The 20799-nt window shown below is 72.4% G+C and carries 22 protein-coding genes; 15 read left to right on the forward strand and 7 right to left on the reverse strand.

Going from position 1 to position 20799, the window contains the following annotated elements; translation table 11 throughout:
* The first annotated feature begins 59 nt into the window (after nt 1-59).
* Nucleotides 60-974 (forward strand): hypothetical protein, encoded by a 915-nt coding sequence (locus NX801_RS16330; protein ID WP_258788440.1) that lies wholly within the window; start codon nt 60-62, stop codon nt 972-974.
* A 196-nt stretch (nt 975-1170) separates the two neighbouring features.
* Here the strand turns inward: NX801_RS16330 and tuf are convergent, their stop codons facing one another.
* The 5 genes from tuf to NX801_RS16355 form a co-directional block, all read right to left on the reverse strand.
* On the reverse strand, nt 1171-2364 hold the full coding sequence (tuf, locus tag NX801_RS16335; protein WP_258788441.1) for an elongation factor Tu: 1194 nt from the start codon (nt 2362-2364) through the stop codon (nt 1171-1173).
* Between the two features lie 147 nt (nt 2365-2511).
* Nucleotides 2512-4638 (reverse strand): elongation factor G, encoded by a 2127-nt coding sequence (fusA, locus tag NX801_RS16340; RefSeq protein WP_258788442.1) that lies wholly within the window; start codon nt 4636-4638, stop codon nt 2512-2514.
* Nucleotides 4639-4677: 39 nt separating this feature from the next.
* Nucleotides 4678-5148 (reverse strand): 30S ribosomal protein S7, encoded by a 471-nt coding sequence (rpsG, locus tag NX801_RS16345; RefSeq protein WP_003956472.1) that lies wholly within the window; start codon nt 5146-5148, stop codon nt 4678-4680.
* Nucleotides 5149-5150: 2 nt separating this feature from the next.
* The gene (gene rpsL / locus NX801_RS16350; protein ID WP_003948652.1) at nt 5151-5522 is read right to left on the reverse strand and encodes a 30S ribosomal protein S12; all 372 of its coding nucleotides are present in this window, start codon (nt 5520-5522) and stop codon (nt 5151-5153) included.
* 398 nt (nt 5523-5920) lie between these two features.
* Nucleotides 5921-6364, reverse strand: a complete 444-nt coding sequence (locus NX801_RS16355; protein ID WP_258788443.1) for a helix-turn-helix transcriptional regulator — start codon at nt 6362-6364, stop codon at nt 5921-5923.
* A gap of 221 nt (nt 6365-6585) precedes the next feature.
* Between NX801_RS16355 and NX801_RS30780 the strand changes: the two genes are divergently transcribed.
* The 7 genes from NX801_RS30780 (at nt 6586) to NX801_RS16390 (ending at nt 11085) form a co-directional block, all read left to right on the forward strand.
* The gene (locus NX801_RS30780) at nt 6586-7710 is read left to right on the forward strand and encodes a hypothetical protein (protein WP_309505850.1); all 1125 of its coding nucleotides are present in this window, start codon (nt 6586-6588) and stop codon (nt 7708-7710) included.
* Nucleotides 7710-7892 carry a helix-turn-helix domain-containing protein gene (locus NX801_RS16365; RefSeq protein WP_258788477.1) on the forward strand — a complete coding sequence of 61 codons (183 nt, stop codon included), beginning with the start codon at nt 7710-7712 and terminating at the stop codon, nt 7890-7892. Before NX801_RS30780 ends, NX801_RS16365 begins: the two co-directional genes overlap by 1 nt.
* A gap of 451 nt (nt 7893-8343) precedes the next feature.
* Nucleotides 8344-8751 carry a hypothetical protein gene (locus tag NX801_RS16370; RefSeq protein WP_258788444.1) on the forward strand — a complete coding sequence of 136 codons (408 nt, stop codon included), beginning with the start codon at nt 8344-8346 and terminating at the stop codon, nt 8749-8751.
* Between the two features lie 264 nt (nt 8752-9015).
* Complete coding sequence (locus NX801_RS16375) at nt 9016-9621, forward strand: phage tail tube protein (protein WP_258788445.1); 606 nt, start codon at nt 9016-9018, stop codon at nt 9619-9621.
* A 118-nt stretch (nt 9622-9739) separates the two neighbouring features.
* Nucleotides 9740-10030, forward strand: a complete 291-nt coding sequence (locus NX801_RS16380; protein WP_258788446.1) for a hypothetical protein — start codon at nt 9740-9742, stop codon at nt 10028-10030.
* A gap of 116 nt (nt 10031-10146) precedes the next feature.
* The gene (locus NX801_RS16385) at nt 10147-10458 is read left to right on the forward strand and encodes a hypothetical protein (protein ID WP_258788447.1); all 312 of its coding nucleotides are present in this window, start codon (nt 10147-10149) and stop codon (nt 10456-10458) included.
* Between the two features lie 432 nt (nt 10459-10890).
* Nucleotides 10891-11085 (forward strand): hypothetical protein, encoded by a 195-nt coding sequence (locus tag NX801_RS16390; protein WP_258788448.1) that lies wholly within the window; start codon nt 10891-10893, stop codon nt 11083-11085.
* Between the two features lie 181 nt (nt 11086-11266).
* Here the strand turns inward: NX801_RS16390 and NX801_RS16395 are convergent, their stop codons facing one another.
* Nucleotides 11267-11443 (reverse strand): DUF3592 domain-containing protein, encoded by a 177-nt coding sequence (locus NX801_RS16395; RefSeq protein WP_258788449.1) that lies wholly within the window; start codon nt 11441-11443, stop codon nt 11267-11269.
* Nucleotides 11444-11680: 237 nt separating this feature from the next.
* Complete coding sequence (locus NX801_RS16400; RefSeq protein ID WP_258788450.1) at nt 11681-12103, reverse strand: DUF3592 domain-containing protein; 423 nt, start codon at nt 12101-12103, stop codon at nt 11681-11683.
* A 103-nt stretch (nt 12104-12206) separates the two neighbouring features.
* Between NX801_RS16400 and NX801_RS16405 the strand changes: the two genes are divergently transcribed.
* The 7 genes from NX801_RS16405 to NX801_RS16435 all read left to right on the forward strand — a co-directional run bounded on the left by NX801_RS16405 (nt 12207) and on the right by NX801_RS16435 (nt 20055).
* Entirely contained in the window at nt 12207-13076 is an 870-nt protein-coding gene (locus NX801_RS16405) for a hypothetical protein (RefSeq protein WP_258788451.1), read from the forward strand.
* A 30-nt stretch (nt 13077-13106) separates the two neighbouring features.
* Nucleotides 13107-14309 carry a phage tail protein gene (locus tag NX801_RS16410; protein WP_258788452.1) on the forward strand — a complete coding sequence of 401 codons (1203 nt, stop codon included), beginning with the start codon at nt 13107-13109 and terminating at the stop codon, nt 14307-14309.
* On the forward strand, nt 14306-15574 hold the full coding sequence (locus tag NX801_RS16415; protein ID WP_258788453.1) for a phage tail tape measure protein: 1269 nt from the start codon (nt 14306-14308) through the stop codon (nt 15572-15574). The genes NX801_RS16410 and NX801_RS16415 overlap by 4 nt, the downstream gene beginning before the upstream one ends.
* Before the next feature lie 187 nt (nt 15575-15761).
* Nucleotides 15762-16682, forward strand: coding sequence for a phage tail family protein (locus tag NX801_RS16420; protein ID WP_258788454.1), 921 nt, complete (start codon nt 15762-15764; stop codon nt 16680-16682).
* Between the two features lie 88 nt (nt 16683-16770).
* Complete coding sequence (locus NX801_RS16425; protein WP_258788455.1) at nt 16771-17958, forward strand: hypothetical protein; 1188 nt, start codon at nt 16771-16773, stop codon at nt 17956-17958.
* Between the two features lie 280 nt (nt 17959-18238).
* Entirely contained in the window at nt 18239-19339 is a 1101-nt protein-coding gene (locus NX801_RS16430; RefSeq protein WP_258788456.1) for a hypothetical protein, read from the forward strand.
* A complete protein-coding gene (locus tag NX801_RS16435; protein WP_258788457.1) occupies nt 19339-20055 on the forward strand; it encodes a hypothetical protein in 717 nt (238 codons plus the stop codon). The genes NX801_RS16430 and NX801_RS16435 overlap by 1 nt, the downstream gene beginning before the upstream one ends.
* Nucleotides 20056-20799 lie beyond the last annotated feature (744 nt).

The raw sequence follows: 20799 nt of genomic DNA on the forward strand, positions 1-20799 counted from the left end.
ACATCCACGGAACCCGGCACCCGCCGGCCTCCCCACCCGACCCGCCCGAAGGAGTCCGCATGGTCGGCTCACCCCATGAAGCGATGCACCGGATCTTCCAGGAGTTCCCCAAGCTGGTGGACGGCGTGTGCGGCGCGCTCCAGCTGCCGGCGCCCCGGACGGCCTCCGCGACCCCGCTGCCGACGGACCTGACGGAGCTGCGCCCCCTTGAGCGCCGGATCGACACGCTGATGCGCTGCGAGTCCGAGACGGGCGGGAGCTTCCTGCTGGCCGTCGAGGCCCAGGGCAAGAAGGACCCGCGGAAGCCCACCGGCTGGGCCAACTACGTGACCCATCTCTATGAGAAGTACGAGCTGCCGCTGATCTTCCTGGTCGTGTGCCAGGACCGGGCCACGGCCGAGTGGGCGGCGCACTGCCCCACGCCGGTCGGGCTGCTGCAACCGGACCTGCTCACCCTGCGCCCGCTGGTGGTCGGGCCGCACAACCTGCCGGTGATCACCGATCCGGAGGAGGCGCTGGCCGACCCGGTGCTCGCCTCGCTGGCGGCCATCGCCCACGCGAAGGACCAGGGCTTCGGTGCCATACTCAAAGCGCTGTCCACCGCTCTGCGGGACACCCCCGAAGACATTGCCAACCCGCTCATCGAACTCACTTCACAGGGGCTGGGCACCCGCCCGGCCGGTCAGCATTGGAGGGACCTGGTGACCGTGGATCTTTCCTTCTACACCTCTCCCCTCGCGGAGGGGATCCGCGACGAAGGCCGTGACGAAGGCCATGAGAAAGGTCTTGCGGAGGGCCGCGAGCAAGGCGTAGCGCTCAGCGTCCTGAACGTCCTCAAGGCACGCGGCATCGACGTCCCGGAGGCCCTCCGGGAGCGGGTCATTGCCTGCCGCGACCACGACACTCTCCAGCAGTGGTTGGCGCGGGCGGCCAACGCGACCACCGCCGAGGAGATCTTCGCCGGCGAGGAGTGAGCCCACCGGGTCCCGCCGTCCCGCGCGCGAGCCCCCGAACCTCCGGGGCCACCCCGCGCGCTGCCCGGGGCCCGCACCGGGCGCCCGTCCCGCGCGCCTCGCGCTCCGCACACGCAAGAGCCCCCGCCACCCGGACGAATCCGGGGGCGGGGGCTCTTGGGTTGCTCCGGGGAGCTACCAGGTCAGACCGACAAGCTTACTTGTTGATCTTGGTGACCTGGCCGGCGCCGACGGTGCGGCCACCCTCACGGATGGCGAACTTCAGGCCCTCCTCCATGGCGACCGGCTGGATCAGCTGGACCGACATGGTGGTGTTGTCGCCCGGCATGACCATCTCGGTGCCCTCGGGGAGGGTCACGACGCCGGTCACGTCCGTGGTACGGAAGTAGAACTGCGGGCGGTAGTTGTTGAAGAACGGGGTGTGACGGCCACCCTCGTCCTTCGACAGGATGTAGGCCTGGGCCTCGAACTCGGTGTGCGGGGTGACCGAGCCCGGCTTGATGATGACCTGGCCGCGCTCGACGTCCTCGCGCTTGATGCCACGGAGGAGCAGACCGACGTTCTCACCGGCCTGGCCCTCGTCGAGCAGCTTGCGGAACATCTCGATGCCGGTGACCGTGGTGGTGGTCTTCTCGGTCTTGATGCCGATGATGTCGACGGTCTCGTTGACCTTGAGGACACCACGCTCGATACGGCCGGTGACGACCGTACCGCGACCGGTGATGGTGAAGACGTCCTCGATCGGCATCAGGAACGGCTTGTCGACGTCACGCTCGGGCTGCGGGATGGACTCGTCCACGGCCTTCATGAGGCCGAGGAGCTTCTCGCCCCACTCCTTGTCGCCCTCGAGCGCCTTGAGCGCCGAGACCTGGACGACCGGAACGTCGTCGCCCGGGAACTCGTACTCGGTGAGGAGCTCGCGCACCTCGAGCTCGACGAGCTCCAGGATCTCCTCGTCGTCCACCATGTCGGCCTTGTTCAGGGCGACGACGATGTACGGAACGCCGACCTGGCGGGCCAGGAGCACGTGCTCCTTGGTCTGCGGCATCGGGCCGTCGGTGGCGGCGACCACCAGGATGGCGCCGTCCATCTGCGCCGCACCGGTGATCATGTTCTTGATGTAGTCCGCGTGACCGGGGCAGTCGACGTGGGCGTAGTGACGCGACTCGGTCTGGTACTCGACGTGCGCGATGGAGATGGTGATACCGCGCTGGCGCTCCTCGGGAGCCTTGTCGATCTGGTCGAACGCCGAGGCCTCGTTCAGCTCGGGGTACGCGTCGTGCAGCACCTTGGTAATGGCGGCCGTGAGGGTCGTCTTACCGTGGTCGATGTGACCGATGGTGCCGATGTTGACGTGCGGCTTAGTCCGCTCGAACTTCGCCTTCGCCACTGGGGTCCTCCTGTGGAGTGGTTCTGTACGCCTTACTCATCGGCGCCAGGTGATCTTTGCTGGGGTGCCAGCCGCCGGGGACCCCTGCCTCGGGTGGGGCCGGGCCCCGGCGGCTGGTATCAAGCCTAAAGCGTGAACTCGGGTGAGTTACTCGCCCTTGGCCTTCGCGATGATCTCCTCGGCGACGTTCCGCGGAACCTCGGCGTAGGAGTCGAACTGCATCGAGTAGCTTGCGCGACCCGAGGTCTTGCTGCGGAGGTCTCCGACGTAGCCGAACATCTCCGAGAGCGGCACGAGGCCCTTCACGACGCGGGCGCCGCTGCGCTCCTCCATGGCCTGGATCTGGCCACGGCGGGAGTTGATGTCACCGATGACCTCGCCCATGTAGTCCTCGGGCGTGGTGACCTCGACCGACATCATCGGCTCGAGGATGACCGGCGAAGCCTTCCGCGCGGCCTCCTTGAACGCCTGCGAACCGGCGATCTTGAAGGCGAGCTCGGAGGAGTCGACCTCGTGGTAGGCACCGTCGAGAAGCGTGACGCGGACGCCCGTCATCTCGTAGCCGGCCAGGATGCCGAACTGCATGGCCTCCTGCGCACCCGCGTCCACCGAGGGGATGTACTCCTTGGGGATGCGGCCACCGGTGACCTTGTTCACGAACTCGTACGAGGCGTCGCCGCCCTCGATCGGCTCGATCGCGATCTGCACCTTGGCGAACTGACCGGTACCACCGGTCTGCTTCTTGTGGGTGTAGTCCACGCGCTCGACGGCCTTGCGGATCGTCTCGCGGTACGCGACCTGCGGCTTGCCGACGTTCGCCTCGACCTTGAACTCGCGCCGCATGCGGTCGACGAGGACGTCGAGGTGGAGCTCGCCCATACCACCGATGATGGTCTGGCCGGTCTCCTCGTCCGAGTGAACCTGGAAGGAGGGGTCCTCCTCCGCGAGACGCTGGATGGCGACACCCAGCTTCTCCTGGTCACCCTTGGACTTGGGCTCGATGGCGACCTGGATCACCGGCGCCGGGAAGTCCATGGACTCCAGGATGACCGGGTTCTTGTCGTCGCACAGCGTCTCACCGGTGGTGGTCTGCTTCAGGCCCATGACGGCGACGATGTCGCCGGCGCCCACCGAGTCGATCTCCTCACGCTTGTTGGCGTGCATGCGGTAGATCTTGCCGATGCGCTCCTTCTTGCCCTTGACGGAGTTCAGCACCGCGGTGCCGGCGTCCAGGCGACCCGAGTAGACCCGGATGAAGGTGAGCTTGCCGAGGTGCGGGTCGCTCGCGATCTTGAACGCGAGGGCCGACAGCGGCTCGGTGTCGGACGGCTTGCGCTTGACGACCTGCTCCGCGTCCTTGACGTCGTGGCCCTCGATGGCCTCGACGTCGAGCGGGGAGGGGAGGTAGCGCACGACCGCGTCGAGCAGGGGCTGGACGCCCTTGTTCTTGAACGCGGTACCGCAGAACACCGGGGTGACCGTGGTCTCGCCGCCCTTGCCGGAGGCGATGGTGATACGACGGATCGCGGCGTACAGCTGCTCCTCGGAAGGCTCCTGGCCCTCGAGGTACAGCTCCATGATCTCTTCGTCGTTCTCCGCCACCGTCTCCAGCAGCTTGCCGCGCCACTCGTCGGCGGCCTCGGTGTGCGTGGCCGGGATGTCGACGGTGTCGTACATCTCGCCCTTGGTGGCCTCGGCGGACCACACCAGGGCCTTCATGCGGACGAGGTCGATGACGCCCTTGAAGTCGGCCTCGGCACCGATCGGCAGCTGCATGACGATCGGGGTCGCGCCCAGGCGGTCCACGATCATGTCGACGCAGCGGTGGAACTCGGCGCCGGTGCGGTCGAGCTTGTTGACGAAGCAGATACGCGGAACGCCGTAGCGGTCCGCCTGACGCCAGACGGTCTCGGACTGCGGCTCAACACCGGCGACGCCGTCGAACACCGTCACGGCACCGTCGAGCACGCGGAGCGAACGCTCCACCTCGACGGTGAAGTCGACGTGCCCCGGGGTGTCGATGATGTTGATGGTGTGGTCAACGTCTTCCAGCGGCCAGTGGCAGGTCGTCGCGGCAGACGTGATCGTGATGCCGCGCTCCTGCTCCTGCTCCATCCAGTCCATGGTGGCAGCGCCGTCGTGGACTTCACCGATCTTGTACGAGACACCGGTGTAGAACAGGATCCGCTCGGTGGTGGTCGTCTTGCCCGCGTCGATGTGGGCCATGATCCCGATGTTGCGGACCTTGGCCAGGTCAAGCGAAGTGGTAGCCATAAGGCTTCAGTCTTCTCTCGGTCTCGATGTGGGGTGCGACTACCAGCGGTAGTGCGCGAAGGCCTTGTTGGACTCGGCCATCTTGTGCGTGTCCTCGCGCTTCTTGACCGAGGCGCCGAGGCCGTTCGAGGCGTCCAGCAGCTCGTTCATGAGGCGCTCGGTCATGGTCTTCTCACGGCGGGCGCGGGAGTAGCCCACGAGCCAGCGCAGCGCGAGGGTGGAGGCGCGACCGGGCTTGACCTCGATCGGCACCTGGTAGGTGGCGCCACCGACACGGCGGGACTTGACCTCGAGGGCGGGCTTGACGTTCTCAAGCGCGCGCTTCAGCGTGATGACCGGGTCGTTGCCGGTCTTCTCGCGGAGGCCTTCCATGGCGCCGTACACGATCCGCTCGGCGGTGGAGCGCTTGCCGTTGAGCAGGATCTTGTTGATCAGCGAGGTGACAAGAGGAGAACCGTAGACCGGGTCGATGATGACCGGGCGCTTCGGGGCGGGGCCCTTACGAGGCATTCTTACTTCTCCTTCTTGGCGCCGTAGCGGCTGCGGGCCTGCTTGCGGTTCTTGACACCCTGGGTGTCGAGCGAGCCGCGGATGATCTTGTAGCGAACACCCGGCAGGTCCTTCACACGGCCACCACGCACGAGCACGATCGAGTGCTCCTGCAGGTTGTGTCCCTCACCCGGGATGTAGGCCGTGACCTCGATGCCAGAGGTCAGACGCACACGCGCGACCTTACGCAGGGCCGAGTTCGGCTTCTTCGGGGTGGTCGTGAACACACGCGTGCAGACGCCGCGGCGCTGAGGGGAACCCTCGAGTGCGGGCGTCTTGTTCTTCTCGACCTTGTCCTGCCGGCCCTTCCGGACCAGCTGCTGGATCGTAGGCACTACTTCTCCGGTTTCTGTGTGCCGTGTAGTGAAGCTAACCTGGAACGTCACCGACCCACGCGGTCGGGTGTGTCGAATGCTGCGGACTTCCGCCGGAAGCGGGAAGGGGCGCAGATCACGGTGGCCGTCGGCGGACTCGCCATGCGGTTGAGGACACGCACACGAGCCCAGGCACACCCCAGGCACAAGGTCTGAGCGTACCTACCGCATCGACTCCGGTCAAAACAAATGCCCGCACCCCCGGCGCCCCGCCCGACCTCGGAGAACGCCCCGCGGAGCGGGTACGGGCGGGGCGGGAGGGGTGACGGGAGGGCGCGAACCGGGGCTCCCGCACCCGGGACCACGGCACCCGGAGCACCGGCACGCGAAACTCCGGTGCGCAGGACTTCGGCACGGGGTCAGTCGCCGGCGGGCCCGCCGCCCCGGGGGCCGGCGTCCGGGGGCGGGAGGAACTGGCCGGCCACCCGCAGGAACATCTCGCGCCGGTCGGCCGGGACGCCGAGCGCGTCGGCGGCCTCCTCCAGGGTGAGCCGTCGTTCGCCCGGTCCGGCCGGAGCGGCCCCCGGCAGCGGGGGCAGCGGCAGGTCCTCCTCGGTGAGCCGGCCGGAGCGGATGAGCATGTCCCGCACCGGCACGCCCAGCACCCGGGCGAGCCGCCGGGTGGTCTCCAGGTCCGGCATGCTCTGCCGCTGAAGCAGCCGGGTGATGGCGGCGCGGTGGACGCCCGCCTCGTCGGCGAGCCGGGACTTTCCTCCACCCCGGGGGCTGTCGATGTCGTAGCCGCGACGACGGATCAGGTCCTCGATCCAGGCGGCGAACCGGTCCAGGTCGCTGGCGGTCATGGGGCGCCTCCCTCCAAAGCGGTCCCACTCTAGCGCGCTTGCGCGCACGGAATTACCTACCCGCACATGACGGATCGGTACGAGTTTCACAAAGGGCCAAGGGGGATCCCGGTTTGTAAGTTGCGCGCTCGATCGCAACATGCCAGGGTGCAGAGCCGTACGACCCCGGCCCGGAGGCCGGCGCCGGAGCCGTACCACCCACTGAACAGCCGGGAGGCACCGTGACTGGCCAGACCCCACCGAGCACTCCGAGCGCCCCGAGCACCCCGATCCCCTCTCCCCCGCCGAGCGCACCGGTGTCGCCGCCCGTCCCGGCCCCGACCCAGGCCCCGGCGCCCGTCTCCGCCTCCGCCTCCGCCTCCGCTCCGGAGCGTCTGGTCCGGGACGCCGCCCTCTGGATCGAGGCGCTGATCCGGCAGTTCCCCGAGCTGCTGACCGAGCTGGCGCCGGGCCGCCCCTCCCCCGCCTCCCGTACCGGCGAGCGCCGGGCGCCGTCCCCGGAGGCCGACGAGCGCGTCCGGACGGAACGGCGGGAGGCGTTGCTCATGCGGCAGCGGCACGGCCTCGATGTGCCCGGCCCCTCGACCGCTCCGCTGCGGCTGTACGTGTCGGACGCCATCCGGGACATCACCGACGGGGTGGTCGAGCTGGACGAGGCGGTCCACGAGAAGCTCGGCCTCGGCCGCCCGCGCCACGCCCGGGTACCGCTGCGGCTGGCCCGGCTGGCCGGACTGCTGGACGAGATCGCCGGGCATCCGGTGCTCGCCGCGCACGTCCGGGACGAGGCCCGGCGGATGGCCCGCCGCTGCGGCCGGGTGCTGGGCGACACGGAGTCGATGGTCCGGCTGGGCGGTCGGTGCCCGTGGTGCGACTCGGTGTCGCTGCGCGCCTTCCCGGCCCGCCGGGCGGTGCTCTGCGTGAACCCGGCCTGCCGCTGCGGGGACGCCGGCTGCGACTGCGGTACGGATCCGGCGTACCGGCACGTCTGGCCCGAGGCCGAGTGGGCGGCGTTGACCCGGGTGTCGGGCGGCGACCGGACGGAGATCGACGCCTCGATGGACGAGACCGGGCCGGCGGACGGGGGCCGGGGCGTACGAACCCCGGTCCGCGCCGCCGGTGCGCACGACGCGACGGCCGGGGCACGGACCGGCGGGTCGCGGCGGGGCCGGGACGGTGCCCGGCACAGCGCCGGCCGGACGGATCCCGACGCCGCGACGGCCCTGGAGACCACGCGGGCGACGGAGCCGATGGAGACCGCACGGGCCGCCGGGGGTGCGCACGACGCGGCGGCCGGGCGGGCCTCCGCCCCCGGGGCCGCGCACACTCCGGAGGGGGAGGTCCGGTGATCGCCGGGGACACGTTGATCACCGGTGAACTCGCCGCCGCCGAGACCGGGGTCGTGCCCGCCACCATCCGCAAGTGGGTGCAGTTGGGTCATCTGCGGCCGGCCGGGCGGCGGGGCCGCGCCCTCCTCTACCGGCTGGAGGACGTCTTCGCGGCCGAGCGCGCGGCCCGGCGCCGCCCCTGACACCCCAGGCACCCCCCTTCACCTCTCCCGCCCCCGCCACCCGGCGCCCCGTGTCCAGCCCTGGACGTGGGGCGCTTTCGCGTGCCTGTCCCCGCCACCCCGCCCGCCCCCGTCGTGCACCGCGGTCACCCGCCGCCCGGGCGCCCGGTCGCCTGCCGCCCGGGCGGGCGGTGCGCACCGGTGCGACGGCAGGGGCGGGCGGGGCCGGTGAACCAGGGCGAGACGGGGCGATGCGGCGGGGGCGGCCAGGGCGGAGCGCCTCTCGGGAAAACGCTAGTTGCGTGCGCGCACGATTGCTGTCACAGTGAACGCAGCGGCGGAGCTGTGCCCGCGTGACCGACGGGCCGCACTCCGCCGTTCGCCGTCGGGCGGCCTCCGCGCCCCCGTTCCCCTCCCCGCGGGGGCCGTCCGGCCGGCGCCCACCCACCACCACCCACCGAGGTGAACCGTCATGACCACACCGCCGAGTGCCTTTCCCGACGTCGAGGCGCTGGTCGTCGACGCCCTCAAGGCCGAGCCCGCCCTCGCCGGCGCCACGGTGGCCGCCGCCGCGCCGCCGGGCTTCGACGGGACCCAGCGGGCCGTCCTGGTGAACCGGCGCGGCGGCGCCTGGACCGGGGACCTGCACGTCGACATGCCGCTCATCGAGCTGGAGGTGTACGGGCCGGACAAGACCGGCGCCCACACCCTGGCCAACGCGGCCCGCCGGGCGCTGCTCGCCGCCATCGGCACGCGCTGGGGCACCAACCTCGTCGCCGACGCCGAGGAGCAGGACGGCCCCCGCTGGCTCCCCGACTACCTCTACCGCGCCGCCAACCGCTATGTGTGCGTGATCCGGCTCTCGCTCGACGTCTTCTGACGGGCGCCGGGCCCCCTCCCGCCGGAGCTCCGCCGGAGCCCGGCAGGCGCCCCGCCGGAGCCGGCAGCGGCTCGGCACAAGCCCCACCGGAACCCTCACCGGAGCCCTGCCCGGCCCCACCGCGCATGGCCCCGCCCGGCGCCCCGCGCGCCGGCCACCGATCGAGGCCCCGCCGTCCCGGCGGGGCCTTCGCCGTACCGGGACCGGGCTCACCCCCGTACCGCCCGGATCGGCACCGTCCCCCTCATCAAGGAGAGACCCACCATGGCAGGTACCAACTCGTCCGAGATCCGCGTCGCCGGCACCGGCCGGCTCTATGTCGCGGCGGCGGACACCGCCGCGCCGGCCGCCTTCACCGACGACTCCGCCGGCGACTGGACGAAGGGCGGCTGGAAGGACCTCGGCTTCACCTCCGCCGACGGCGTCACCTTCGCCAAGAAGGACAAGCTGGAGCCGGTCGACTCCTGGCAGGCGGTCAGCCCGGTCCACTTCCTCTACTCGGACCGGGACCTGACGCTGAAGTTCTCGCTGCTCCAGTTCAACGAGGACACCCTGCCGTTCTTCATGGGCGGCGGCGAGGTGAAGGCGGAGGCCGCGCCGGCCACCGATGTCTACCGGTACGACATCGCCGAGCGCCCGTACGCGGACGTGCGCGCCCTCGGCCTGGAGTTCACCGACATCAAGGCCGGCGGCACCACGGCGGTGAAGTACCGCTTCTTCATCCCGCGCGGCCAGGTCACCGCCTCCGACGACATCAAGCTGGCCCGCAAGTCCGCGGCCCAGCTCGGCATCACCTTCACCGCCATGTCGAAGGGCGAGGGCAAGCCGCTGGCGAGCTTCGTCATGAAGGACACCGCCTACGCCGCCTGAGAGACCCGGGGAGGGGAGGGACGCCCCCTCCTCTCCCCGGCCTCCACTCCCAGAAACAGCAACCGTCCCCCCACCCCGACCGCCGGCATCGTCCGGCAGCACAAGGAGCACTGGCCACATGGCTCGTTTCGACGTCAACGCCGCCCGCGCCCAGCGCCTGGAGGCGCTCGGCCGCACCTGGTCCTTCGAACTGGACGGGGAGAGCTTCACCCTGCCCACCGAGCTGAGCCGCGCCACCGCCAGGGCGCTGCGCACCCTGGACGACAACGACGTGGACGGGCTGCTCGCCCTGCTGATGGGCGAGCAGCAGTTCAGCCGCTTCGCGGAGCACGACATCACCATGCAGGACATCGCCGCCATCCTGGAGGCGTACGGCAAGGAGACCGGGCTCGGCCTGGGGGAAGGCTGAGCCTCGCCGCGTTCGTCGACGAACACGCCGAGGCCCTTGAGGCGGACCTGCTCCGCTATTACGGCACCGACCTGCTCGACTGGCACCGGGGCGGGCTCACCAGCCGCCGGCTCGCGGTGCTGCTCAAGCATCTGCCGGCGGACAGCGCCACCCACCGGGAGCTGCACGGGGAGGCCGCGGACTGGTCGGTGACCGATCATCTGCTCGCGGCGGCCGTGGACCATCTGGCCGCCGCGAACTGGATGTTCGCCTGCGTCAACACCGGGGACGAGGGCGACCAGCCGGAGCCCCCGCAGCCGGTGCCGCGCCCGGGCGTCCCGGACGGGCCCGATGAGGCGGACCTGCCCGGCGAGACGGAGCACCCGCCGGGCACGGCGGACGACGCGTCCGGGCCGTCCCCGGCGGCGCTCGCGAGGTTCTTCGGCTGAGCCCGGCCGCCGTGGCCTGCCGGGGCACGGCCCGGAAGGCGTCGCGGGGCGATCGGTTTCAGCCACCGTCACCCCATGACGTACCGGCCCGATCGCGCCCCCCGCGCCCTTCCGGAGGCCCGGCCCACCACCGGAGCCAGGGGTACGGCGGGCCGGGCGGGCTTCCGGCGTGACCCCGGTACGGCCCGTCCGCCCCGCCCGTCCGCCCGGAATTACCGGCATGAGCCGCCCGCCGGACCGTACCGCGCCCCTCTGACAACGCCTCACTTCCGCGGCGGAACCCCAGGTGACACCCCATATGGCGGGTATCGCGCTCGACAACGCGAGATGATCGCCCGACACTTGATCGCACGTTTGTTCGATAGAGTCGGTTGTGCGGGAGGTGTGACACACCTGCCGCCGGGCCGGCAAGCAATCGGAAGGCAGGGCACCATGACGTTCCAAAACGGGGGAAACCAGCCGCGCGGCCCGCTCGACGACCGCATCAGCGCCCTGCTCGACACCCGCCCCCCGCTCGACAGGCCCGCCCTGCTGTCCGCGCTGCGGGACGAGTTCACGGCCTGCGAGAACGCGGCCTACCGGTCCGGCTGGAACGACGCACTCGCCGAACTGCGCCGCCGTTCCTGACACTCGGGCCCTGACGCCCGGCTCCCGGCACACGCCCTTGACGCAAGGCTCCTGACGCCCCGCCGTCGGACGCCGCCCCGGCCCCCGGGCCCCGGGGGCCCGCCGCTCGCCCGTCCCACCGGTCCGTCCCACCGGTCCGGCCGCCTGGACCGGCCCACCCCCACCGGCCGGCCGCACCCCCTCACGCGAGCGCCATGAGCAGCACCCCCAGGGCCAGGACCGGCAGTCCCAGCGCGAGCAGGCGCCCCACCTCCTTGAGCGCGCCCCGGGAGTCGAAGCTCTCCCCCATGACGCCGATCACCGCCCGGCTCGGCCTCTCCGGGTCATAGACCACCGGGCACATCTCGCCGACGGCCACCGGAGTCCCGCACTGGCGCGGACACCCTCGCCGCCGTCCGGCTCGTCACGCCGCCGCTCCCGATGGTTCGCCCCGGCGCCGGCGGGCCGTGGCAGCACCCCGGTCGCGGGCCGATCGCACGGGCGGCGGGACACGGCACCCCCTGACGCGGCCGGCCCCGGGCCGGGACCGGCCGCCCGGACCTCCGGCCCGCCATGGCGCTCAGGGCACCCGGGGAGCTCAAGGCGCTCAGGGCGCTCAGGGCGCGAAGACAATGGCGATCACCAGGCCGAGGACCAGCGCCACCGCGCCGAAGCCGCCCGCGCCGGCCACCACCCGGCCCTCTCCGGACGGGTCGATCGCGTCGAGCGTTCCGGTCCGGGCGCGGCTCGGCTTCCGCTCGTCGTAGACGACGGGCACCACCGTGCCCATGGGCTCGGGCCGGGCGGTCGAGAACTCGTAGAACTGGGACCGGCGCCGCCCTTCGGGCAACCGGACCTCGTAGCAGACCCGGTACTTGCCGTTCATCCAGTTCTGATAGCGGGCCACCGCCTCCCCCTGGACACCTCGCCGCTCCAGCAGCCGCAGCCTGCGGAATTCCAGCAGGTTGCCCGTGCAGCCGACCAGAAAAACCGCTCCCAGCACCGCCATGGCCACACCCAGCCAGAACAGAAAAATCACCGCCCCCACCCCCGGCCTTTTGACAAAAACCACCCGCCCGACCGAACCGAGAGAAAGTAGCAGATCAAAAGAGAGAGCGTCAACCCCCCGATAGCGCGAGGCGATGATGGCACAGAACGACGAAGAAGTCCTGAGAAGGATTACGGAGATAAAGACGGAAGTCGCTTCCGTCAAAACGACGCTTAATACGCACGCAAAGGCCGATAATACGGTCACCAACGCCGAACTCTCGGAACAGACGAAAAAGGTCCTGGAGGCCATCAAGAAGGGCCCCGACAAGGAGAACAAGTCCGCCTGGGAATCCTTCTTCGAAGCACTCGGCCTGAAGGATCTGGTCGCCGCAGTGAAGGAGCCGCAGTGGCAGAACGCCCTGTATCTGGCCATCGCGGCGGTCGGCACCCTGCTGCTGGGAAAGCTGCTTGACCTGGGAAAGCTGTTCAACTTCGGCCTGGAGAAACTGTGGAAGGCCGTCGCGCTGCGCCGGGACCCGAACAGTACGAGCCAGGGCCGGATTCTGACGCTGAACGAGCGGGGTATCCCGTCGTTCCGGCCGCGGGCCGAGGTGGAAACCCCACCGCTCGTCAGCGTCGCGAACGCCGACACGGCGTCCTTGGACGCCTTGAACCGGGCCCTCCAGGGCCTCCGGCCCGAGGTGACCGAATTCAACACCGCGGTGCGCGCGCTGCCGTCCGCCCGCCAGATATCCAAGTCCGCCGCGGCCATCGAGAAGCTGAAGAGAGCGTTGACGGGTCTTCCTTCGGTGACCCCCATCAGAAATCTCACCGCGGCGGTCAACCGGCTCAACAACGCCTCCGACCGGTACCGGCCGAACGCACTGCCGAACGCCGCCGCCATGAACAGCACCGCGTCGGCGGCGGGCAACCTCACCCGGGCCACCGACGGTCTCCGGGAGGGCTTCCGGCAGCTCGCCGACGCCGCGCGCGGGGTCGCCTCGGCCGTCGGCACCAACTGACCGTCCCGAACGTGAGAAAGGAGGTGCGGGATGAGTCTCGTCAGTTCGATGAAGAAGGCCTCCACCGCGCTGGGCGGCCTCCGGACGGCCGCCTCCGGTGCTGCCGCCCCGCTGAACCGGATCGGGGACGCGGGCGGGCAGGCGTCCGGCCGGCTGCGTACGCTCGGCACATCCGCCCAGGGCGCCGGCGGCGGGCTCAAGAGCCTGCGGACCGCCGCCGACCAGGTCGAACGCTCGCTGACCAGGGCGGGAAAGACCGGCCAGACGGCAGGGACCCGGCTGGGAAAGTTCCAGTCCGGCGCCGAGAAGGCCGCCAAGGGGCAGGACCGGCTCAACAAGTCGATGAAGGGCAACTTCCTCGCCCGGCTGCTGGAACTGTTCATGCCGCTCATCGAGAAGGTCGTCGAGATGGCGACCCGCTCGAAGACCCTGCAGAACGTCATGCGGACCGCGTTCAACGCCATCCGCTCGGTGGTCGGTTCGGTCATGCGGGCGATCGGCCCGATCATGAAGCAGGCCGGCTCGCTGATCAAGACGGTCTGGAACGGCATCCGGACCGCCATCTCCACCGTGGTGAAGGCCGTCGCCACCGTCGTACGTACCTATGTCAACGTCTGGAAGCAGATCATCACCACGGTGATGAACGCCATCAAGTCGGTGGTCTCCGCCGTCTGGCGCGGCGTCAAGGCCGTCATCACCCCGGTGATCGACTGGATCAAGTCCGCTGTCCCGAGGGCTTTCAGCGCCGTCAAGGACAAGATGGCGAGCATCTGGAACGGGCTCTCGGGCATCGCCTCCCGCGCCTTCGACGGCATCAAGAACGCCGTCCGGACCCCCATCAACGGCGTCATCGGGCTCATCAACTCGATGATCGGCCGGCTCAACGGCATCCGGGTGAGCGTGCCCGGCTGGGTCCCGCTGGTCGGTGGCAAGACCTTCGGCGTCAACCTGCCGACCATTCCCCAGCTCGCCGCCGGCGGTGTCGTCCAGCCGCGCCGGGGTGGCGTACCGGCGATCCTGGCCGAGGCGGGCGAGGCCGAGGCCGTCCTGCCGCTCTCCAAGCTGGACCGGCTGCTGGCGCTCACCGCCCGGCGGGCCCGGCTGCTCCAGCAGCGGGAACGCCTGGGCACGGGCGGCGCCGGATTCCACATCGAGCACTACCACGCCGCCCGCTCCAGTGACCCCCAGGCCACCGCCGACGCGTTGATGTACCTCGCGAAGGCACGCGGATGAGCGCGGCCGCGGCCCTGCCCCGGGGCCCGTTCGCCCGGGGCACCCCGGTGCTGCGCACCGCCCGGCAGCACGCCACCGGCTCGGCGGCGGCCTTCCGTACGGCCACCGGCGCCATCCGCCGGGCCGCTGGCGCCGCCGACCGGATCGCGGCCGGCATCCGGGCCTCGGCCACCTCCGTACGGCGGCTCGCCGCCCCCGCGGCGGGCACGGCCGGGGCGGTGACCCGGGTCGGCGGACCGGGCGCCGGCGCCGGGGTGCGCGGGACCGGGACCGGGGCGGCCCGCGCCAGGACCGCCGCGGCGCGGCTGGGCTCCGGCGTCGGCGGACTGCTCGCCCTGTTCGCGCCGCTCATCGACGTCGGCGGGCTCCTCTCCGGGCTGCTAGGCCCGTTCGGTACGGCCCTGACCGTCGGCTCCGTCGCCATGACCGGGATCAACACCGCCATGCGGGCCAACCCGGTCGGCTTCCTGATCGGGATCCTCGTCCCGGTGGCGGCGTACCTCGTCGAGCTCGCCGTCAACTCCAGGACCGGGCAGCGGATCATCGCCCAGGTCATGAGCCAGGCCCTCGCGGGCTTCCGGTCCGTCCTCGCCTTCCTCGGACCGGTCCTGCGGGCCCTGGGGAGCACCGTCGCCGCGTCCGCCGGGGGCTGGCGGACCGTGATCACCGGCGTGCTCCGGGGGATCGGCGCCGCCGTCGGCGGGCTGACGCGGATCCGCTCCACCGTCTCCGCCGCCGGCGACGCGCTGCGCGGGATCACCGCCCGCGTCTGGACCGGGCTGCGCGACGCGGTGCGCCCGGTCGTCCGCTGGATCACCTCGTCCGTGCCCGGCTTCTTCAGCCGGGTGCGGACCGCGGTGTCCGGGACGCTCGGCGCGATCGGGCGCTTCGTCGAAAGCGGCCTCCAGATCGTGCTGGGTGTCGTCAAGGGGCCGGTCAACGCGCTGATCGCCTTCGCCAACTGGCTCATCGACGGGCTCAACGAGCTGAGCTTCTCCGTGCTGGGCAAGAAGTTCGGCGTCCACTTCGACAAGCTCCCGATGCTCGCCGAGGGCGGTGTCGTCCTCCCCGGCGCCCCGGACCGGGCGCCACGGATCCTGCCGCTCTCCGAGCTGGACCACCGCCGGGTGCTCGCCCCGGCCGCTCCGGCGCCGCCGGCCCGGCTGGCGGAGTTCCGCGAGGAAGCGGGCGCGGGCCCCCGCTCGACCGCCGAGGACCTGCTCTTCCTGGCCACCGCGACCGCGACCGCGCTGCCGGGTTCCTGAGGCGAGGCGTTCCCGAAGCCGCGGGACGCCCGAAGCCGCAGGACGCCCCGGGCTGCGGAATCCCTGATCGCGCGCCCCGACCGGACCCGCGCGCCCGGGACTCCCGGCCCGGGCACGCCGGGGCCGGCCGTCCCGCGAACCGCCCCCACGGCCTTTCGAGTACCCACGAGAGTGAGGTGACGGCCCCATGGCCGAGACCACCGCCGACTTCACCACCGACCACACCGCCGACCTTCCGCCCGGCTCCCTCATCACCCAGGACGGGCAGGTGCAGTGGGCCGGCCTCCTCATCGGCCCCGGCACCCCGTTCGCCGTCGACCGGTCCGGCCTGACCGGCTGGGAGGACCTCCCCGAATACGACTCCTCCGACGCCGACCGCCCCACCTCGCACGGCGCCTGGCCGGGCGCCCGGTACGCCAAGCCGCGCAAGGTGGCCGGCACCGTCTGGCTGCTGCCCGGGGACGGTGCCGTCCCGGACGCCGTACGAGCGCTCCGCCAGGCCCTCGCGCTCACCGACCGGGAGCGCTGGCTCGCCGTCCGGCTGCACGGCGAGACCCTGGCCGTACGCGCCCGGGTCAGCCAGCGGGTGCTTCCCGCCGACCGGCTGTTCGCCACCCAGGGCACGGGCAAGGCCGCCGTCCAGTGGCTGGCCGCCGACCCGCGCCGGTACGCGGTCGCCGAGCGGACGGCCGTCACCGGCGCACCCGAGCCGGAGCCCGGCCTGGCCTGGCCGCTGACCTGGCCGCTCGACTGGGGCCGGGCCAGGAGCACCGGGGACACCCTGGCCGACAACACCGGCTCCGCCCCGGCCCACCCGGTGATCGTCTTCCGGGGACCCTGCTCCACCCCGACCGTCACCGACCGGGCGACCCGGCGCAGGCTCCGGTACGCCATCGACCTGGCCGCCAACGACGAGCTGACGGTGGACACCGCCGCCGGCACGGTCACCCTGAACGGCTCGGCGGCCCGCCGGCACACCGCGGCGGCCGACTCCGGCCCCGAGGAACTGTTCGCCCTCGAACCAGGGGTCTCGGAACTGTCCTTCCGCCCCGAACGAGCCGGCGACGAGGCGCAGATGACCGTCCGCTGGCGCGACGCGGAGTGGTGACCCGCCCCTCTCCCGGCGCCCGGCTCCCGTCCGCCGGCCCCCTTCGCCCCGCCTCACCCCCGCCCCCGCCCTTGAACGGAGTTTTGCCATGAACCTGCGTAGCAGCTGGGTGGCCGAGACCGGCCAGACCCGCGAGGACACCCGACTGACCCAGGTCGGCGCGACGACCCCGCGCACCGCGCTGGAGGCGCGTACCGGAGTCCTGCCCGGCTCGTCCGACGGCCGCTCCCGGCTCACCGGCTTCCGGCTGGAGGGCACCTCCGCGATGTCCGCCACCGTCGCGGAGGGCCGGGGGGTGATCCAGGGCCAGAGCGGCCAGGGCGTCTACCCGGTGACCCTGACCACCCCGGAGGCGCTCACCTTCGACGCCGGGGACGGCCAGTACGGCCGGGTCGACCTGGTCGTCGTCCGCGTCTACGACAGCCTCTACGACTCCTCCAACCGCCACGAGGCCGTGGTGGAGATCGTCCCGGGCACCCCGGCGGCGACCCCCGCGGCCCCGGCGGTACCGCCGCTGAGCCTGCCGCTCTACACGGTCTCGGTGCCGGCCGGAGCCGGTGCCGGCAACGGCGGCATCAACTGGAACTCCGCGGTGACCGACCTGCGTTCGGTGGTCGTCGGACTCGGTGGCATCCTGCCGGCCGAGGGCAGCGCCAACCCGCCGGGCGCCTACCCGGGGCAGTACCAGGACGCCGGCGGCGCCCTCCAGCGCTGGGACGGCTCGGCGTGGGTCCCGTACCCGTACGCCCTCGGCGGCATCGCCCCGTCCGGCGCGGTCAGCACGGCGAGCTACACCGGCCAGTACCGGGACGCCGGCGGCGCCCTCCAGCGCTGGAACGGCACCGCCTGGACACCGGTCGTCCCGGTGCCGACCCTCGCCGGCACCTTCGACGACGGCTACACGACCTCGACCACCTACACGGCCACGCTGACGGACCGGGCCGCCAACGCGGCGAACAGCCTCACCTTCACCGTTCCCCCGTCCGGCGTCGTGCTCATCACCCTTGGCGCCCGGATGCAGACGTCCAGCGCCTCCGTCGCCGGCTGGATGACCTTCCGGATCACCAGGGGTTCCACCGTGGTGTGGGAGGCGAACGATCAGGCGGCGGTGACCAGCACGGGCCTCAACGCCGCTTCCGCCTCCACCACCACCCGCCTCTACGGCCTCACCCCGGGCGCCCACACCATCACCGGGATGTACCGGGCGGGGGCCAACACCACCCAGGTCAAGGCGACGTTCACCAACACCTTCATCCGCGTCGACGCCAGCACGTGACCGCGCGCCGGGCAGCGTGCTCCCGGGCATGCCCGGGAGCCGCCCGCCCCGTCGGTGCTGCTGCGGCCCGCCCCGACGGTGCTGCTGCGGCCCGCCCCGTCGGTACCGCTGTGGCCCGCCCTGTCGGTGCTGCTGTGGCCTGCCCTCCCCTCGGCACCGCTGCCGTCCGCCCCCGTCGGCACCGCTGCTCTGTTCGTCCCCATCCGTACCGCTGCCGTCCGCTCCCGCCGGCACGCTGCCGCCCGAAGTCCCCGAGACCACCGGACCGTGAGGCCCACCCATGACACTCGACACGCCCTACCGGGCGATCTTCTGCGACCTGCTCACCGATCAGACCCTCGACATCCTCCCGCTGCGGGACGTGACGCTCGACGACTTCATCGGCAAGCCGGGCTCCCTCTCCGGAACGGTGCCGATCCCGGACGCCGCCATCGCCGCCCGGGTGCGGCGGGTGGCCGAGGGCCGCACCGCCGTCTACCTGGAGCGCGGCGGCGACCTCTGGTGGGGCGGGATCATCTGGACCAGCACCCTGGCGAGCAGCGAGCGCGGCGTGCTGACCCTGGGCATCCAGGCCGCCACCTTCGACTCGTACGCCGCCCGGCGCCGGATCCGGAAGGATCTCTCCTACCCCGCCACCGACCAGCTGGAGGTGGCCCGTGAACTGTGGCGGGAGCTCCAGTCGGCGCCGGGCGGGGACATCCGCGTGGACTACGGCTCCGAGACCTCCGGGGTGCTCCGGAAGGCGTCCTGGCGGGACGGCGACGAGACCCCGTACTCCGAGGCGCTGGAACAACTCGCCGCGCCGACCGACGGGTTCGAGCACCACATCGCCGTCTACCGGGACCCGGTCACCGGCGAGCGGGTCCGCCGGCTCCGGCTGGGGAGCCCCCGTGTCCGTACCGGGGCGACCGATCTGCTGCTCGACCGGCCGGGCGCGATCCTCTCGTACGCCTTCCCCCGCGACGCCACCCGGGGCGGCACCACCGCACGGGCCCGGGGGGCCTCCGTCAACAACAACCAGGCCGAGGAGTCCCGGCCGCTGTACTCGGCCGAGAAGGTGGCCGGCGATCTGCTGGCCGCCGGCTGGCCGCGCGTCGACCTCTCCTCGGACCACAACGAGGTGGGCGACCGGGCCGCCCTGGACTCGCTCGCCGCCACCGAGCTGGCCGAGGCCCGCGGGGCGGTCGTCATCCCGGAGATCACCGTCCGGCTGGACGGCGTCGTGCCGCCCGCGCTGCTCGGCCGCACCGCCCGCGTGCGGATCACCGACGAGTGGTTCCCCGAGGGGCTGGACGTCCGCTACCGGATCATCGGCTGCAAGGTCCAGCCCGCGGAACGCGGCCGTCCCGACACCGCCGAGCTCTACCTGGAGGTTGCCTGATGCCCCAGTTGCCCGAGGACATCATCGACCGGCTCATCGCCATGGAACGCCGTATCCAGCAGCTCTCCACCGCCGTCAACACCCGTCCGGCACTCAACCGGATCAGTGGTGGTTCGGTCGAGATCACCGACGGCGGTTCGCTGGCCGTCAAGGCCCCCGGCGGGACGGCCGTGCTGCGCGTCGGCTCGTGGAGCGGCGAGGAGTACGGCATGGCACTGCGCCGGCAGACCGGCGAGTACGCGCTGGCGCTCTACAACGGCAACGGCTCCGGCGCCGCCCCGCAGGTGCTGCGGATGTTCGACATCCAGGGCCATGAGGTGCTCTCCGACGACATTTCCGCCGGCGGGCTGGCCCGCCCCTGGCTGACGATGCTGCCGCCGCAGTCGCTGAACTCGGCGCACTGGCCCCAGACGTCCGCGACCACCTGGACCACCGTCGCCCAGTCGTTCAATCCGCTCTGGCAGCCCCGGCTGCGGCTCTACGTGTACAGCAGGGTGTCCAGCGGGGCCACCGGCCAGGTGCGGGTGCTGGTCGACGGCACCGCGTGGGGGCCGGTCGTCGCCGCCGGAACCACCTTCGACCACACCGCCAAGGTCACCGACGACCTCAACGGCCGCTTCGGCAGCCTGCTGAAGGTGGAGCTCCAGGTCCAGCTGACCAGCGCCTCCGGCACCGTCTACGCCCAGCCCGCGATGATGTACGGCACCCAGAGCTGACCGTCCCGCCCCCCTGACCGAGGAGTCTCCATGTCCACCGATCCGGCCCAGCCCTGGGGCGTGGCCATCGACTACGCGGGCCGCGCCCGGCTCACCGAGGGCCGCCACACCGTGGACGTCCGCGTCTACGACACCGCCCTCGGCGGCGGCCTCGAACCGGACCCGGCCACCGGCGCCTACCCGTCGGTCTTCGTCACCGCCCAACTCGCCGAGGAGGGCGCGTCGGGCGCCGTCCTGCGCGGCACCGGCACCGTGGTGCTCCAGCCCGCCGAGGGCGAGGGCCCGGTCCGGCCGGACCCGACCGCGGTCGGGCGGGCGGTCGCCGCCGCCCTCGCGGACTTCGAGTCCCGCCGCACCGCCTACGCCACCCTCTGCGCCACCTGGCAACCCCCCCCCACCCCCCGACCCCCCGGCCCCCCCCGGTCCTGGCCCCCCCCCTGCACTCCTCTGCCCCCGGCCCCGCCCCGCCCCCCCCCCCGCCCCCCCCCGGGCCCCCCGGCCCCCCCCCCCCCCCCCCGGGCCCCCCCCCCCCCCCCCCCGCCCCCCCCGCCCCCCCCCCCCCCCCCGCCCCCCCCCCCCCCCACCCCCCCCCCCCCCCCCCCCCCCCCCCCCCCCCCCGCCCCCCCCCCCCCCCCCCCCCCCCCCCCCCCCCCCCCCCCCCCCCCGCGGGGCCGGCCGGCCCCCCGCCCCCCGCGCCGCCGCCGCCCCCCCCGCCCCCCCCCCGCCCCGCCGGGGGGGGCGGGG

The organism is Streptomyces pyxinae, assembly GCF_024756275.1.
GTDB lineage: Bacteria > Actinomycetota > Actinomycetes > Streptomycetales > Streptomycetaceae > Streptomyces > Streptomyces pyxinae.